The sequence below is a fragment of the Corallococcus silvisoli genome (assembly GCF_009909145.1).
Taxonomy (GTDB): domain Bacteria; phylum Myxococcota; class Myxococcia; order Myxococcales; family Myxococcaceae; genus Corallococcus; species Corallococcus silvisoli.
This window is the reverse complement of sequence record NZ_JAAAPJ010000005.1, coordinates 1-15,970: the sequence shown is the minus strand read 5'-3', so window position 1 is coordinate 15,970 and position 15,970 is coordinate 1. Positions and strand designations below refer to the sequence as shown.

14 protein-coding genes and 1 tRNA gene are annotated in these 15,970 nt (G+C 66.6%); 14 read left to right on the top strand and 1 reads right to left on the bottom strand.

What is annotated here, in order from left to right; all coding sequences use genetic code 11:
* The first annotated feature begins 73 nt into the window (after nucleotides 1-73).
* The 13 genes from infC (at nucleotide 74) to GTY96_RS08985 (ending at nucleotide 14,970) form a co-directional block, all read left to right on the top strand.
* Nucleotides 74-790, top strand: coding sequence for a translation initiation factor IF-3 (gene infC, locus GTY96_RS09045; protein ID WP_143900573.1), 717 nt, complete (start codon nucleotides 74-76; stop codon nucleotides 788-790).
* Nucleotides 791-890: 100 nt separating this feature from the next.
* A complete protein-coding gene (gene rpmI, locus GTY96_RS09040) occupies nucleotides 891-1,097 on the top strand; it encodes a 50S ribosomal protein L35 (RefSeq protein ID WP_014397248.1) in 207 nt (68 codons plus the stop codon).
* Nucleotides 1,098-1,191: 94 nt separating this feature from the next.
* A complete protein-coding gene (rplT, locus tag GTY96_RS09035; RefSeq protein WP_143900571.1) occupies nucleotides 1,192-1,539 on the top strand; it encodes a 50S ribosomal protein L20 in 348 nt (115 codons plus the stop codon).
* A 124-nt stretch (nucleotides 1,540-1,663) separates the two neighbouring features.
* On the top strand, nucleotides 1,664-2,713 hold the full coding sequence (pheS, locus tag GTY96_RS09030; protein WP_143900569.1) for a phenylalanine--tRNA ligase subunit alpha: 1,050 nt from the start codon (nucleotides 1,664-1,666) through the stop codon (nucleotides 2,711-2,713).
* Nucleotides 2,714-2,743: 30 nt separating this feature from the next.
* Nucleotides 2,744-5,158 (top strand): phenylalanine--tRNA ligase subunit beta, encoded by a 2,415-nt coding sequence (pheT, locus tag GTY96_RS09025; protein ID WP_161664486.1) that lies wholly within the window; start codon nucleotides 2,744-2,746, stop codon nucleotides 5,156-5,158.
* Between the two features lie 94 nt (nucleotides 5,159-5,252).
* The gene (locus GTY96_RS09020; RefSeq protein WP_120613048.1) at nucleotides 5,253-5,639 is read left to right on the top strand and encodes an integration host factor subunit alpha; all 387 of its coding nucleotides are present in this window, start codon (nucleotides 5,253-5,255) and stop codon (nucleotides 5,637-5,639) included.
* Nucleotides 5,640-5,724: 85 nt separating this feature from the next.
* A tRNA-Pro gene (locus tag GTY96_RS09015) sits at nucleotides 5,725-5,801 on the top strand.
* 356 nt (nucleotides 5,802-6,157) lie between these two features.
* Nucleotides 6,158-7,030: an IS3 family transposase gene (locus GTY96_RS09010; protein WP_161664485.1), complete on the top strand. Its 873-nt coding sequence runs from the start codon at nucleotides 6,158-6,160 to the stop codon at nucleotides 7,028-7,030.
* Between the two features lie 62 nt (nucleotides 7,031-7,092).
* The gene (locus GTY96_RS09005; protein ID WP_328700813.1) at nucleotides 7,093-7,662 is read left to right on the top strand and encodes a very short patch repair endonuclease; all 570 of its coding nucleotides are present in this window, start codon (nucleotides 7,093-7,095) and stop codon (nucleotides 7,660-7,662) included.
* Between the two features lie 377 nt (nucleotides 7,663-8,039).
* Entirely contained in the window at nucleotides 8,040-9,719 is a 1,680-nt protein-coding gene (locus GTY96_RS09000) for a DNA cytosine methyltransferase (RefSeq protein WP_161664483.1), read from the top strand.
* Nucleotides 9,716-11,719 (top strand): ATP-binding protein, encoded by a 2,004-nt coding sequence (locus GTY96_RS08995; protein WP_161664482.1) that lies wholly within the window; start codon nucleotides 9,716-9,718, stop codon nucleotides 11,717-11,719. Before GTY96_RS09000 ends, GTY96_RS08995 begins: the two co-directional genes overlap by 4 nt.
* Nucleotides 11,709-14,024 (top strand): Z1 domain-containing protein, encoded by a 2,316-nt coding sequence (locus GTY96_RS08990; protein WP_235685493.1) that lies wholly within the window; start codon nucleotides 11,709-11,711, stop codon nucleotides 14,022-14,024. The genes GTY96_RS08995 and GTY96_RS08990 overlap by 11 nt, the downstream gene beginning before the upstream one ends.
* Nucleotides 14,017-14,970 carry a PD-(D/E)XK motif protein gene (locus GTY96_RS08985; protein WP_161664480.1) on the top strand — a complete coding sequence of 318 codons (954 nt, stop codon included), beginning with the start codon at nucleotides 14,017-14,019 and terminating at the stop codon, nucleotides 14,968-14,970. Before GTY96_RS08990 ends, GTY96_RS08985 begins: the two co-directional genes overlap by 8 nt.
* 77 nt (nucleotides 14,971-15,047) lie before the next feature.
* On the opposite strand, the gene GTY96_RS38545 is transcribed toward GTY96_RS08985, so the two are convergent.
* The gene (locus GTY96_RS38545; protein ID WP_161664479.1) at nucleotides 15,048-15,611 is read right to left on the bottom strand and encodes a DUF3883 domain-containing protein; all 564 of its coding nucleotides are present in this window, start codon (nucleotides 15,609-15,611) and stop codon (nucleotides 15,048-15,050) included.
* Between GTY96_RS38545 and GTY96_RS08975 the strand changes: the two genes are divergently transcribed.
* Nucleotides 15,604-15,897 carry a hypothetical protein gene (locus GTY96_RS08975; protein ID WP_161664478.1) on the top strand — a complete coding sequence of 98 codons (294 nt, stop codon included), beginning with the start codon at nucleotides 15,604-15,606 and terminating at the stop codon, nucleotides 15,895-15,897. The two genes, GTY96_RS38545 and GTY96_RS08975, sit on opposite strands and share 8 nt — an antisense overlap.
* Nucleotides 15,898-15,970 lie beyond the last annotated feature (73 nt).

The following is a 15,970-nucleotide window of genomic DNA, read 5'->3' as shown; positions in this document are numbered from 1 at the left end:
GGGCTGGACTACTTGCCCGACTTCCGGGGATTGAGGCACGCCCTCCGTCCCCGAGTCGTCGGAGGGTCCTCCCATCGTTCGCGATCAGAGAACCAATCGCCGTATCCGAGCCCGCGAGGTCCGAGTCGTCGGACCGAACGCCGAGCAGCTCGGGGTCATGTCCATCGAAGCAGCCCTGACGCGCGCCCAGGCGGACGGTCTCGACCTCGTCGAGATCAGCCCCATGGCCAAGCCGCCGGTCTGCAAGATCATGGACTACGGCAAGTTCAAGTACGAGGAGAAGAAGAAGGCCTCGGAGACGAAGAAGAAGCAGGTCGTGGTCCACCTGAAAGAGGTGAAGCTCCGCCCCAAGACGGAGGAGCACGACTACGAGTTCAAGGTCCGCAACGTCCGCCGGTTCCTGGAAGAGGGGAACAAGGCGAAGATCACCATCATGTTCCGGGGTCGTGAAATCACCCACAAGGAGCTGGGGAGCGCGATCCTCGAGGACGTGACCAAGGACCTGAAGGAAGTCGCGGTGGTGGAGCAGAACCCCCGGATGGAAGGGCGCCAGATGTTCATGATCCTGGCCCCCAACGCGAAGGTGGCCCAGCGCGCCCGGGAGCTGGTCCGTCAGCAGGCGGACGGTGCCGGCAAGAAGCAGGAAGGCAGGCCGGCGGACGTCAAGCCGGCGGAAGGCGGGCGGGGAGGTGGGTCCCGGGGAACCGGGGAGGGGGCGCCGGAGGTTCCGGTGGCGGTGGTTTCTGCAGGGATTGTAGGAAACGCTACCCCCATCGCATCGAAAGAGTGATAGAGGCTTCCGCCCAAAGCGTCCGGGAACCGTGTGCCCCGGACCGCCGTCAGTCACGAAGACTGCCGGCCGACAGGAAGCAGAAGGAAGGTTTGGGATCATGCCCAAGTTGAAGACCCGCAGCGCCGCGAAGAAGCGCTTCCACGTGAAGAAGAGCGGCCAGGTGAAGTTCGGCAAGGCGTTCAGCAAGCACCTGTTCACCTTCTCCAAGACGCCCAAGCAGAAGCGCGGCAACCGTGGCACGGGCCACCTGCGCGACATGGACGCCAAGAAGGTCATCAAGGAGCTGTTCCCCTACGGGGCCTGAAGTCCTTCCTCGGGTTTGAACCAATCCGTGAGTCCTGGCGGAGCGGCGTGATGCCTGCGCCCCGGGGCCACCTTCCAGCAGTCAGGAGTGTGTCATGCGCGTCAAAAAGGGATTCAAGGCTCGTCGTCGTCGTAATCGCATTCTCAAGCTCGCCAAGGGCTTCCGCGGCCGTCGCAAGAACTGCTACCGCCGTGCGAACCAGGCCGTCGAGCGCGCCCTGGACTACGCCACCCGCGACCGCGCGGTGCGCAAGCGCAACTTCCGCTCGCTGTGGATCGTCCGCATCAACGCGGCGGCCCGCACGCTGGGCCTCTCGTACTCGAAGCTGATCGCCGGCCTGGCGAAGGCGAAGATCGGCCTGGACCGCAAGGTCCTGTCCGACATGGCCATCGCGGACCCCGCGGGCTTTGCCGCCGTCGCCAACATCGCGAAGGCAGCCTGAGACACGGCTGGCGGTGACGCCGGCCCCCGAAGATGAAACGGGCTGCCTCCAACCAGGGGGCGGCCCTTTTTTTTGCCCGGCGCTTGAGGCGTCCGGGGCGTGAATGGAAGGCGGGAAGAGGACCATGCGAGACCGGTTGCAGGCGTTGGCGGACGCGGCGCGCCAGGAGATCGCGGGCGTGTCGGAGCCCTCGCAGGTGGAGGCGCTGCGCATCCGCTACCTGGGCAAGAAGGGGGAGCTGTCCGCGGTACTGGGCGGCATGGGCAAGCTGCCCCCCGACGAGCGGCGGGCGCTGGGCGAGGTGGCCAACACCGTCAAGGCGGAGCTGGAGCAGCTCCTGGCGGACGCCACGAAGCGCGCGGAGGAGGCGGCGCTGGAGGCCCAGCTGAAGGGCCCGAAGCTGGACGTGACGTTGCCCGGGCGCTCGGTGCTGCCCGGCGGGCGGCACCCGGTGTCGCGGACGATGGAGGACATCGTCCGGACGTTCGCGCGGCTGGGCTTCGAGGTGGCGGTCGGGCCGGAGATCGAGCTCGACTACTTCAACTTCGAGGCCCTGAACCTGCCGAAGGATCACCCCGCGCGGGACATGCAGGACACGTTCTACGTGGACGAGCCCACCCTGGGGCACGCGAAGAAGGCGGACAGCCCGTCGCTCCTGCGCACGCACACGTCGCCGGTGCAGGTGCGGCACATGCTGTCGCGCAAGCCGCCCATCCGCGCGGTGATGCCGGGCCGGGTGTACCGGCGTGACTCGGACATCACGCACACGCCGATGTTCCACCAGGTGGAGGGCCTGCTGGTGGACAAGGACGTGAGCTTCGCGGAGCTGAAGGGCACGCTGGACGCGTTCGTGCGGGCCTTCTTCGGTTCGGACACGCGCACGCGCTTCCGTCCGTCGTTCTTCCCCTTCACCGAGCCGTCGGCGGAGGTGGACGTCACCTGCGCGTCGTGCGGCGGCAAGGGCTGCCGCGTGTGCAAGCAGACGGGGTGGTTGGAGGTGCTGGGCAGCGGCATGGTGCACCCGAACGTCTTCACCGCCGCGGGCTACGACCCGAAGGAGGTGACGGGGTACGCGTTCGGCATGGGCGTGGAGCGCCTGGCCATGCTGCGCTACGGCATCGACGACTTGCGGATGATGTTCGAGAACGACGCGCGCTTCCTCGAGCAGTTCTGATTCCAGCCGGATGGGCAAGAGGGTGGACCTGTGAAGATTTCGGTGAAGTGGCTGGGTGATTACGTGGCGCTGCCGCCGTCGGTGGACGTGCTGGCGCGCAAGCTGACCGCGGCGGGGCTGGAGATCGAAGGGGTGGAGCGCCCCGGCGAGGGCCTGCGCGGCGTGGTGGTGGCGCAGATCCGCGAGTCGGTGCAGCACCCCAACGCGGACAAGCTGTCCGTCACGCAGGTGGACATCGGCGGCTCCGCGCTGTTCCAGGTGGTGTGCGGCGCGAAGAACTTCAAGGTCGGCGACAAGGTGCCGCTGGCCACGGTGGGCGCGAAGCTGCCCAACGGCATGGAGATCAAGCAGGCCGCGCTCCGGGGCGTGGACAGCTTCGGCATGCTCTGCTCGGCGAAGGAGCTGGGCATCACCGAGGACTCGTCCGGCCTGCTCATCCTGCCCGCGGACACGAAGCTGGGCATCCCGGTGGCGGAGGCCCTGGGGCTGGATGACTCCGTGCTGGAGGTGAACGTCACGCCGAACCGGCCGGACGCGCTGAGCCACCTGGGCATCGCGCGCGAGGTGGGCGTGGTGACGGGCGCCGCGCTGAAGCCGCCCCAGCCGAAGACCGCGGAGTCCGGCAAGCCGGTGGCGGACTTGGTGAAGGTGCGCATCGACGCGAAGGAGCGGTGCTCGCGCTACGCGGCGCGCGTGGTGGAGGGCATCACCGTCCAGCCGTCGCCGCAGTGGATGCAGGACCGGCTGAAGGCGTGCGGCGTGCGCGCCATCAACAACGTGGTGGACGTCACCAACTACGTGCTCCTGGAGTACGGCCAGCCGCTGCACGCGTTCGACCTGGAGAAGGTGGCGGGCCAGGAGATCGTCGTGCGCGCCGCGAAGCCGGGCGAGAAGCTGCGCACGCTGGATGACAAGGAGCGCACGCTGGACGCGGACGACCTGGTCATCGCGGATCGCGACCGGGCGCAGGCGCTGGCGGGCGTGATGGGCGGCGGGGACAGCGAGGTGACGCAGGGCACGAAGCGCATCGTCATCGAGTCCGCGCACTTCCACGGCTCCGGCGTGCGCCGGTCCGCGAAGCGCTACGCGCTGCACACGGAGGCGTCGCACCGCTTCGAGCGCGGCGCGGACCTGGACGCGGTGCTGCCGGCGCTGGACCGGGCCGCGCAGCTCATCGCGGAGCTGTCGGGTGGCACGGTGGCGCCGGGCCGGGTGGACGTGCAGCCGGAGCCGCTGGCCCCTCGCCGGGCGACGCTGCGCTACGCGCGGGTGGAGAAGGTGCTGGGCGTGGCGGTGCCGGAGGCGGAGGTCCGGCGCATCCTCGGGGCGCTGGGCTTCAAGTCCGTGGAGGAGGGCGCGGGGCAGACGACGTTCGAGGTGCCCCGGGCGCGCGTGGACGTGGAGCGCGAGGAGGACCTGATGGAGGAGGTCGCCCGCGTGTACGGCTATGACAACATCCCGGCGCGCCTGCCGCGCGGCCTGGACACGCTGGCGCCGGAGCCCCTGTCGATGGAGGCCGAGCGCCGGCTGCGTCAGGCGCTGGGCGGCGCGGGGCTGGACGAGGTGGTGAACTACTCGTTCGTGGCGCCGAAGTCGCTGGAGGTGCTGGGCGGGAAGGACGCGCCCATCGCGCTGATGAACCCGCTGAGCGTCGAGCAGTCGGTGATGCGCACCAGCCTGTTGCCGGGGCTGCTGGAGAACCTGTCGCGCAGCGTGCGCCACCAGGTGGAGTCGGTGGGCCTCTACGAGACGGGGCGGGCGTACTTCCGGGACGCGCAGGGCGGGCAGGGGATGCGCCCGGCCGCGCACGAGGTGCCGCGCGTGGCGGGGCTGGTGTGGGGCCTGCGCGGCGGGAGCCGGAGCTGGACGCAGAAGGACTCGCGCGTGGACTTCTACGACGCGAAGGGCGCGGTGGAGGCGCTCCTGCACGCGCTGCACGTGGAGGGCGTGGCGTTCACCCCGGCCGAGGCTCCGGCGTACCACCCGCGCGGCTGCGCGCAGGTGTCCCTGAAGGACGGGACGGTATTGGGCCACGTGGGCGAGGTGCACCCGCGCGTGACGAAGGCGCTGGGGCTGCCGGAGGGCGTGTTCGTGTTCGAGCTGGACACGGAGCCCCTGTACGCGGCGGCGCGGCTGGTGCCGCAGGCGCAGGCGCTGCCCAGGTACCCGGCGGTGCTGCGCGACCTGGCGGTGGTGGTGCCGCTGGAGCTGCGCAACGAGGAGGTGCGCCGGGTCATCCTGGAGGTGGGCGCCCCGCTGGTGGAGGACGCGCTGGTGTTCGACGTGTACACGGGCAAGCCCATCCCCGAGGGGAAGAAGAACCTGGCGTACGCGCTGAGGTACCGCTCGGCCGAGCGGACGCTCACCGACGCGGAGGTCACGGCGGCCCACCAGCGCATCATCACGGAGGTGAACCAGCGGCTGGGGGCGGCGCTGCGCGCCTGAATTCCTGAGTGAAACCAGGACGTTGACACGGTTCGGGGAAGGCTGACACCATGCCCCGCGTTCACCGGCCATTCACGGGTGCCAGAGGACTCGCATGACGAAAGCGGACATCATCGAGGGGGTCTACGAGAAGGTCGGCTTCTCGAAGAAGGAGTCGGCGGAGATCGTCGAGCTCGTCTTCGACACCGTGAAGGAGACGCTGGAGCGCGGGGACAAGATCAAGATCTCCGGGTTCGGAAACTTCCAGGTGCGCCAGAAGAAGGCGCGCGTGGGGCGCAACCCGCAGACGGGCAAGGAGATCGAGATCAGCGCGCGCCGGGTGCTGACCTTCCGTCCGAGCCAGGTGTTGAAGAGCGCCCTGAACGGCGAAGCGCCTCCGGAGAACCACGCGGAGATCGACGCGCAGGAAGAGGCGGCGGCGGACGCGGCGGAGGCCCGGGGCGAGGACTTCGACGAGGGAATGGAAGAGGGCGAGGAGTAGGTTTTCCACCGTCGCCCTTCACCTCCTGCTTGACCTCGGAATGGTGTGGGGGCATAAGGGCGCACCGTTTCACGACGGCGGTTTTCGGGGCGTAGCGCAGCCTGGTAGCGCACTTGCTTGGGGTGCAAGTGGTCGCAGGTTCAAATCCTGTCGCCCCGACCAAATAGAGGCCCTGGAGTTTCCGGTGCAAGCCGGTGACTCCAGGGCCTTTGTTTCTGGGGCTCCCTGACTCCAGCAGCAAACTAGCAGCAATCGGAGCGGGCCCGGTGCCAGCAGCAAGCGAGGCCTGAGGAACGGGCTCGCTGGGGCCAGGAACCGCGGGCACGAACGCGAGCTGGTTGAGTCAGCGCTGCGGCTGTGGGTCGAGCAGACGAAGACGGACCGGGGTGGAGGCAAGCCCGGAGCACTGACGACGCTGGAGCGCGAGGAGCTCTCCCGGCTGCGCAAGGAGAACCGGGAGCTGCCGATGGCGCGGGAAATACTAAAAACGCGGCGGCCTTCTTCGCGAAGGAGATGAGGTGAAGTTCTCCTTCATCCACGCGGAGAAGGCCCTCTTCCCGGTAGCTGCCCTCTGCCGGCACCTGAGCGTCTCCCGGAGCGGTTACTACGCCTGGGCGAAACGACCCGAGTCCGAGAGGAAGAAGCGCGACCGGGCGCTCCAACTCGAAGTGGCAGCCATCCACCAGGAGAGTCGGGGCACGTACGGCGCTCCTCGGGTTCATGCGGAACTCAAAGCGAGGGGCCAGCGGGTGGCCCGGAAGCGAGTGGCTCGTCTGATGCGCCAGACGGGCCTGCGAGGACGCGCACGGCGTCGCTTCGTGCGGACCACCGACTCCGCCCATCGCCACCCGGTGGCACCCAACACCCTGGAAAGGAACTTCCACCCCGGCCAACCCCACTGCGCGTGGGTGGGTGACCTCACCTATGTCTGGACGGACGAGGGATGGTTGTACCTGGCGGTGCTGCTGGAGCTCTTCAGCCGCAAGGTGGTGGGCTGGGCGATGGGCGAGAGAATCGACAGCGGCTTGGTGCTGAGCGCGCTCGATATGGCATTGCTCGGCGGTCCCGCTCCGCGATTGCACTACTCCGACCGCTTGAATCCGCCCAGTACGCGAGCGAGGACTACCGCCGACGACTGGAGGCGCGGTATTGGATGCAGCATGTCTCGCAAGGGCAACTGCTGGGACAATGCCGTGGCGGAGAGCTTCTTCTCCACCCTGAAGTTGGAGCTCGTCTACGGCACCCCCTTCAAGACACGTGAGGCGGCGAAGCAGTCGCTGTTCGAGTACATCGAGGTGGTCTACAACCGGAAGCGGCGCCACTCCGCCCTGGGCTACGTCAGTCCTGCGGAGTGCGAGCGGATGGCCGCAATCAAGAGGCTGGCAGCATAGTCAACCTGTCCACTGAACCGGAGCAGGCCCACCGGGTGGTTGTGTTCCCATTGTGTGCGAGGATGGGCCGGATGGGGCTCACAAGATCGGAACAGATGGCCCGCATACGTGGCACGGACACGTCACCCGAGGTCACGCTGCGACGCGCCCTCTGGTCTCGTGGCTTGCGCTACCGCCTCCACGAACGAACCCCCGCAGGCAGACCCGATGTAGCGCTCCCGGCCAGTCGCGTTGCGGTGTTCATCGACGGTTGCTTCTGGCATGGGTGCCCGTTTCACTATGCACGCCCTCGCTCCCGCGAGGAGTTCTGGTCGGCCAAGCTGGCCGCCAACATCGACCGCGACGCTCGCCAGTCTGCACTGCTGGAGGAAGCGGGCTGGCGGGTGGTGCGGATCTGGGAGCACGAGGTCGTCGAAGAGTTGGCCAGTGCCGTTGATCGCGTCGAACGTGCTGTGCGGGGCGGCGGTAGCCCATGGGCGGGCCAGCGTCGTGTGCGGCGCGTCATGGAAGTCGGCGGTGGCCTGGAGCGTCGTGAGATTGTCGCGCTGTGTGCCCCCTCCGATGTAGTCGAGGTGTCCGAAGGGCCTCGCGTGACGGCCAAGGCCCGTGCGCTCAAAAGGTCGAGGCGGTAGGAGAGACAGGAGCCCTGCGATGAACCGAAGGAAGTCCGTGAAGCTTGCTAGTTGACGGCCAGCTTGATGCTCGCTACGGCTGGATCTTTGCCGGTCGCCTTGTACCGGAGGACGATCTCGCCGCGCTTGCTGCCGAGGTTCGCGCGGAACGCCGTCTTGCTGGCAGTGCGGGATTGATGGAACGAAACACAGGCGGAGCTGGCACACTCGATGGGATGCTCGGTGTTCTCGGTACCGAAGTGGGAATGTGGGGCGACGGTGCCCGCTGCAAAGCACCGACGCTTGGTGGAGCAGCTGGCGACCGCAGTAGGGTACCCTCCCAGCGATTGGCTCGAGGCTATCGTCTCGGGGAATCGATCTTTCCGTAGAGCCTCTTGATGCCGCGGCAACAGGTGAAACACGCCAAACACGACCGGTCGGTTCCGGATCTTTTTCCCGACTACTGCTGGTCCCCCGGTCGATCCAGGGACTTGGCCGCTACAGGCCCGTGGCCCGCCGTCCCCCGCGACGTCGACGAGCTAATTCGCAGGAAGCTCCGCCGCATCCAGGAAGGGGGCGCGCTCCGGTACATGGACATGTTCGCGGGCTGCGGCGGTATCTCCCTCGGCTTCCTGACCGCCGGCTTCACGCCGGTCGCGTCTGTCGAGAACGACCCCTGGGCTGCGGAATCGCACGGGGCGAACTTCGGCCCGCGGTCCCTGGGCGGCGACCGCCCTGCCCACCACGTCCCGCGCGACGCCACGACAGAGGATGCAGTCAGCGTCTTTACAGACCTGGGGCTCGCAGGAACCCCCGAGGATCAAATCGACATCTTGGTCGGTGGCCCGCCGTGCCAAGCCTTCGCTCGTGTCGGACGCGCGAAGCTCCGGGAACAGGCGCATCGCCGTCAGGAGGCGACCGCCGATCAGGCATTCCTGGTCGATGGTCGGGTGAGCCTCTGGCAGCGCTATGTGCACTTCATCCGTGCCACGAAGCCCGTAGCGCTCCTGATGGAGAACGTACCCGACATCCTGAACCACGGTGGCAGCAACGTGGCCGAGCTGGTCTCCAGGAGCCTCGCCGAGGAAGGCTACGCCGTCGCCTACACCCTCCTGAACGCCGCGTGGTACGGAGTGCCGCAGACCCGCGAGCGCATGATCCTCATCGGGTTTCACCGCGCGACGGGCATCACGCCTCGGTTCCCGTCGCCGACGCACCACGTGGACCTCCCGTCCGGGTACACGAGCTCGAAGAACACGGCCCGACGGGTGATTCACGAGGAAGGCTCAGAACACCACCGGTGGATAGCAGATCCGACACGCTCCTTGAGCCGCGCTACGACGGCTTCGGAGGCCCTAGCAGACCTCCCGCCGCTCTTTGCGCTCGATCTCCTGCGGTCCGGGCATCTCCGTAGGGGAGCCAAGGACCCGTCGGAGCCGGTGGGCTACACCTCAAACAAGCCCACCACGCGGTACTCCATGCTGATGCGGAAGTGGCCCGGCTTCGCGCCGCAGACCACTACCGGCCATGTCTTCCGCTACCTTCCTCGGGACTACAAGATCTTCGCGGAGATCGAGGCGGGCTGGGAGTACCCCGAGGTCCATGCGCATGTGGAGCGCAAGATCTCGTCTTGGTTGGTGCATCGGAAGCGCCGTGGCCTGAGCACCGACGCCCGCGACCCTGACGTCCGCGATTTCATCGTCGCGTGGCGTATCCCCTACGACCCGACGAAGTTCCCGAACAAGTGGTGGAAGCTAGATGCGGGCAAGCCTGTGCGGACCCTGATGGCCCATCTGGGCAAGGACTCGTACTCGCATATCCACTACGACTCTGACCAAGCGCGCACGATCACTGTCCGTGAGGCGGCCCGCCTTCAGTCGTTTCCCGATGGCTTCGTGTTCAAGGGGTCGATGAACCCCGCCTTCCGGCAGATCGGGAACGCCGTTCCGCCCCTGTTCGCCTACGCCATCGCGATGGGGATGCGTGAGAGCCTCGAAGCCCCCTCGGTCGCTGACATGCGGAGCGAGCTCCTGGGGCTGCCGCAGTCGCACATCATCACCACCGAAGGCTCACGATGACGTTCACGATCCTGCGTCTGCTCACCCACTCGGAACTCGGCATGTTCCACGAGTACCGCCGGAGCGGGCGGGAGGGCTCGAAACAGCGCGCGATCAATTACGACTCGGACGTCGTGGACCGCGTGTTCCCCGCAGCGAAGGATTCCGACCGCATCGCCATCACCTGCCGTTGCCTGGAGGCCGCGAAGACGGTGGTGGTGAAGGAACAGTGGCTCAAGAAGCAGGAGAAGAACTGGCGCCTGGAAGGGCACTGCCCCAAGAGTCAGTACTACGGCTTCGTCGAGCCCGGCGTCCTGTTCGCGATGGTGGTGGACTCGTCGAGCAGCCCGGCATCGGCCTCGTGGGTGGTCGTCCCGACCGGACACCCGGCTAGAACCGCCATCATCAACCACGGCGAGAGCGCGAGGTTCGGCAAGTCCGCCATGATCGCGCTGTACGGCGAGGAGGGCGATTTCTGCCGGCAGGTCCTCGCGGAGCACTACCCCCAGCTGTTCGAGAAGGTCGAGAACGTGCGGAACAACCCGAACCGCAGCACCGGGCTGGAGCCCGACCCACTAGGCCTTTTCAAGATCCTGGCACGCGCCGGCCACAGCCTTCCCAGCGCCGTCGCCGACCTCGTGGATAACAGCCTGTCGAAGGGTGCTTCCGAGATCGACATCATATTCCCCAACCCGAACCAGGGCGGGCGGTGGATGTGCATCCGCGACAACGGGGTTGGCATGACGCCCGAGGGTTTGCGCGAGGCGATGAAGATAGGGCACCAGCGGGACTACGACGCAGCTGATCTCGGGAAGTACGGCTACGGTCTAAAGGGTGCAGCTTGGTCCCAGGCTGACCGACTCACCGTCGTCTCCAAGGCGGCGAATAGCCCCGAGAGCGTACTGACCTGGGATCGGGAGCACCTGGACCGCACCCGCCGCTGGGAGATCCTTGAGGACCCTGTGGAGGAGAAGTACGCCGAGTCCGTCCGACTCGGGACCTCAGGAACAGCGGTACTGCTCACCCGGATGCGGCCTCCGATAGAGGCCCCCAAGGTCAAGGGCGTGGAGCCCTATACTCAGGAGGTTGCGGCCGTCCGCGATCACTTGGAGTTGGTGTTCCACCGGTTCCTGGAGGGCGCGGTTCGCGGCCGGCAGCGGGTCACTATCCGGTTGTTGAAGGGCACGGAGCTGCGGCCGAACAACCCGATGGCGCACCCGTTGACCAAGGCGTTCGACCCTCGCAGCATCGAGCTTCCTGGGCACCAGGACCCCTCGAAGCGGCCCATCATCACCGTGCGTGCCTACGTGATGCCGAACGAGGCCGAGTTCCACGAATACCACAAGGAGCAACCGCCCCAGGCGATCCGGGAACAGCGCGACCGAATGACGCTGAGCGGGCGGTGGAACGACTCCCAGGGCTTCTACTTCTATCGCCTCGACCGGCTCATCAAGTGGGGCGGGTGGGAGGACCTGTTCGCAAAAGACGAGCACACCAAGCTCCTCCGCGTGGCGGTGGACTTCGATCGGCAGGCCGACGACCAGCTCCAAGTCGACATCAGCAAGCAAGTCATCCGACTTCCGGTGGCGCTGACCGACAACCTCAAGGACATCCTAAAGACCCCGAGGAGCCAAGCGAGAAGCCGCTACGACAAGAAGGTGAGTACCGGTGGTGGCGAGAGCGGAGCAACGCCAGGCGGAACCGGGGCCGGGGCGGGGGCCAGCGCCAGCAAAACGACGGGCGTAACGGGGACCGGACGTGGGCCGACTCCTTCGCCCCCAGCCCCTAAGAAGGAGCGCTCGCCGCTACGGCTCGTTGAGGGGGCGTCGCTCCCATGGGAGCGCAAGACGGGCTTCGCGGGTGAGCAAGTGGAGCTCTCCCATCGGATCCCGGAATTGGTCGCGCTTGCGCAGGCGATCGATGGGGACAACGAGGCAAAGAAGGCGCTGTCGGAGTTCCTCCGCGTACTGGAGCAGGCGGGCGTCGTACCGATCCTCGATGGAAAGCTCGATGGGAAGTGAAGCGCACCATCACTTCACGTTGAAGCCTAAGATCAGGCTCTGGATCGACGGTACGGCCTGGACGAACTGGTCGAGGCACGAGGCGTACCTGCGCTCCCAGCCGAAGTGGAAGCCGCATCAGGTCGACTCGGTCGCCGAGGAGTCCCTTCGGATCATCGCGAGAACCACCCTTATAGGACGGCCCGAGTTCCAGTGCCGCGGACTGGTCGTCGGGTATGTCCAATCTGGGAAAACGGCCAACTTCACGGCGGTGGCCGCCCGGGCGGCGGACGTCGGCTATCGCCTGGTCATCGTCCTGTCGGGCATCCACGACTCCCTGCGGAATCAGACGCAGCGGCGGCTCGAGCGCGAACTCGTCGACGTTGGCGTGAATTGGATTACCCTCACAGACCCCGAGACCGACTTTCAGGAACCGGAGGTGGCGAACGGCTTCGGCGCCACCGGCACCGTGCTTGTTGTCGCGAAGAAGATCGTTCCCATCCTGGAACGCCTCAATGGCTGGCTGGGAAAGCTGGAAGGACAGCTTGCGGACGTGCCCCTGCTCCTGATCGACGATGAGGCGGATCAGGCGTCTATCAATACCAGGGGTAACCGCCGCGATCCGAGCGTGGATGAGGACGAACTCGCCGACGATGAAGGTCCTTCCCGCACGAACGAGCTGATTCGGGATCTGCTGCGGAGATGCCCCCGGGCGACGTATCTCGCGTACACCGCGACCCCGTTCGCAAACATCCTCATCGACCCTGGAGCCTTCGACAACCACGTCGGCGAGGACCTGTTCCCCAAGGATTTCGTAATTCAGCTCCCACGACCCGATAGCTACACCGGCACGGAGGAACTGTTCGGGGTGACCGCGCAACACCGCAACGTGCTTCGTGTGGTCGATGAGAACGACGTGAGAGCGCTCAAGCCCAAGCGACGCAAGAAGGGCGAGCCCCTGGTCGCCCACGGCCCTCTAGACCTCCCGCACTCGCTCTGCGACGCCTTGCTTACGTTCGCGCTGGCAGGGGCCATCCGACTTCTGCGCGGTCACCAGGGTGAGCCCCACACCATGCTCGTGCACGTCTCCCAGGTCCAGAAGGACCAGATGCGCATCGGCGCAGCAATCGAGGAACAGATCCGGGCTTGGTTCAACCACGACCGAGCGGAGCCCGGGGCCATCCGCGGGATGATGCGGTCGTCGCTGAAAGACCTCGGACAGGTGTCTCTGCCTGCTGATGTCGATGACGTCTTCGACGAGGCAGAACGGAACCTTGCGCGGCTCCAAGTCGTCGTGCTCAACAGCACGACCGGGGAGGAGTTGGAGTACGAGGAGCGCCCCGGACGCCAGTTGATCGCGGTCGGTGGCAACCGCCTGTCCCGTGGGCTGACGCTGGAAGGGCTCACCATCGCCTACTTCCTGCGAACGACGACAATGGCCGACACGCTCCTCCAGATGGCGCGCTGGTACGGCTTCCGAAGCGGGTACGACGATCTGATCCGCATCTGGACCACCGACGGAATCGCGGAGTGGTTCGTGGAGCTGGCCCTCGTCGAGGATGCCCTGCGGGACTCCATCACGGTGCTCAACAAAGCCGGGCGGCGTCCCGACGAGATGGCCATTCGGATGCGGGCGCACTCCAAGCTTTTGCTGACGAGCAAGGCCAAGAGCCGGATGTTGGAGCTGGATGCCCGCTCCTGGTCGGCCGAGAACCCGCAGACAATCCTGTTCCCCTTGCGTGACGCAGCGCTGCTGGAGCGGAATCTCGACTTGGCGTCGGGGCTGCTCATCGCCCACCCGCCGACACAAGTTGCCCACGGCGGAGCCATCACCCACGATGTGCCCGCTCACCACATTGCTGACTTCCTCCGACGTTTTGAGGGCCACCCGAACAGCGTGGCCTTCCAGGGCGCAGATATCGCGGACTGGATCATGGAGCGGTCCGCCGTGGGCGAACTGGCGAGCTGGACCGTGTTCGTGGCGAACCCTCAGCGTGAGCGGCAGGTCCTCCTTGGGGGACGACCCTACGGCTTGGTCCACCGCTCGCTGACCGGGAACGAGGCCATCGGGATCCTGACGGATCCGCGCCATGAGGGCGTGGATCTTCACGGGGGCCCGGAACGCTACCGGGCAGGGATGACGTTCAACGCTCGTGCGATTCGGCAGGACCGGCCGCCCGCGCGTGGTCTGCTACTCCTGTACCCTCTCGACCCTGAGCCGTTGCAGGCGCCATCGCGGGCGGTGCTGGGCGTGGCCCTGTCCCTGCCCCGTACGAGCGACGACGGCCGCTCATTCATGGTGAACCGCGGGCTCCTGCATGGCTGATGTGACGGCCGTACGCTGGGAGTCGCTCCGTCGGCGGCGCACCCCGCATGACTTCATTGTCGAGCCGGTCGAGAAGGACTTCACGGACTGCCAGCTAGGCATCGAGGCTGATGGCAGGCTGCACCTCCTGGTGGCTGTGGCGTTGGATCCCCCGAGCCTTCCTCCCGATCTCCAGAGCATCGAGGTCAGGGTCGTGGAGAATGAACGCACGTGGCTCGACGTCTCCGCTCTCAGCCACCACGAGGACCTCTTCACGATGCTTGTGAACAAGATCCTCTACGCCATCCGTGTCGAGCGGCGCGATCCCGCGACGTCGGTGGAGGCGACGATTGATGAGCTGCGCGCCGCGCTCCGGCCCGTGGCCCAGGAGCTTGGAGTTGGGGAGCAGGTGGGCTTGTTCGGAGAGCTGTGGATCCTGTCGAACGTTCTGATCCCCTCGATCGGTGCGCGCGCGTGCCACCTCTGGAGCGGTCCGCTGGGCGAACAGCACGATTTCGTCGGAGACGCGGTCCACATCGAGGTGAAGACCACGGCCAAGGCCGACGAGAAACATGAGATATCCCGCCTGGATCAGCTACGTGCGCCCGCCGGCAAGCGACTCCTGATCGCAAGCGTCCTCCTTGAAAGGTCTATCGGGGGTGCCGCCACCATCACGACGCTGGTGAACGAGATCATCGTGAAGCTCGGGACGGACGGGCGCGCGATCGACGTCTTCGAGGCCAAGCTGAAGAACATCGGCTGGCACGATGGCCTCCGCCAGACGGGCTCGCTCCTGCGCTTCAACCTCCGCGACGCCCACGTCTTCGCGGTGGAGGGGACCTTTCCCCGACTGCCTGATGACTACGTGCCTCCGCGGGGCGTGACAGGCATCAGGTACACCATTGACGTTGCCGCCCGATCATTTCTCAGTGCAACCGAGGTGGAGGCGATCCTTCAGTCTATGTGATGCAGTGCGCCAGGGGGCATAGTTGGTGCGGGCAACTCACAGGGTTGCGCCAGCGCGTATCCTCCTCGGCGAGTCACTCAATCGCCGGGCGAGACCGGCGGGCGATATTCATAGGCGATGGGGCTGAGGGCCGCATCCTCGACCACCCAGGGACTGCGGACCCGCAGTGACCCGCCCGAGGCAACGGGACGCTCCTCCACCCAAGTGATATTGATTCGTGTCACGACGGCGAGAGCGACGTGAGGATACCGCTGGCGCGCGTGCTCCACCTCGTTCCGGGTCAGGAAGACCTTCTCGCCATCTGAGATCGTCCCTTTCACCTCAACGTGGATCTCCGGCTCGCCCACCCGGGTACACACGAGGTCCCAGGACTCACGCGCTGATACGTCCGTCACCTCCCAGCCCGCTTCTTCGTAGTGGTGCGTCACGAATTTCATCGTGTGCAGCTCCACGGCGACCCGGAGCGCCCTGGAGCGGGCGTACCCCTGACCACCGCTGCCCGTCTCCCGGCCTTCGATATCTTCGAGAGCCAGCTCAATCACCATCTCCTCGGCATGCGGTTCGCGGAGGTTCTCCTGCGCGAGATGCAGGGCTGGCCTCGCGCCGGCCGAACTCCCCGCGCGGCACCTCGCGATGCTCACGCCTTCCTCCTCGCTGACACCGGACACCGCGCGGAACCTGTCGCTGCTGCGGACGCTGGGCGAACCGGAGCTGTCCCCGTACTCGCGGAGGCAGTGGCTGCGCTGGGATGCGACCTCGCGCTACCTGCTCTCGGTTCAACGGCAGGGTGGCACGCCGCTGCGTTGGTGGGATCTCCAATTGGAAGAAACCGCACCGCTTGCCTCGCGCGCCGTGTCTGGCTGTGTGGCCGCGTGGTTCCTGCCTGGCTCTCAGTGCGTGCTGTCCGTGACCTCCCGGGGCACGTAACCGTCCGGCCAACGACGTGCCGGAAGGATTGAAGGCGGACTACGACCGTGCTCGGCGGGCGCCGCGATGCGCG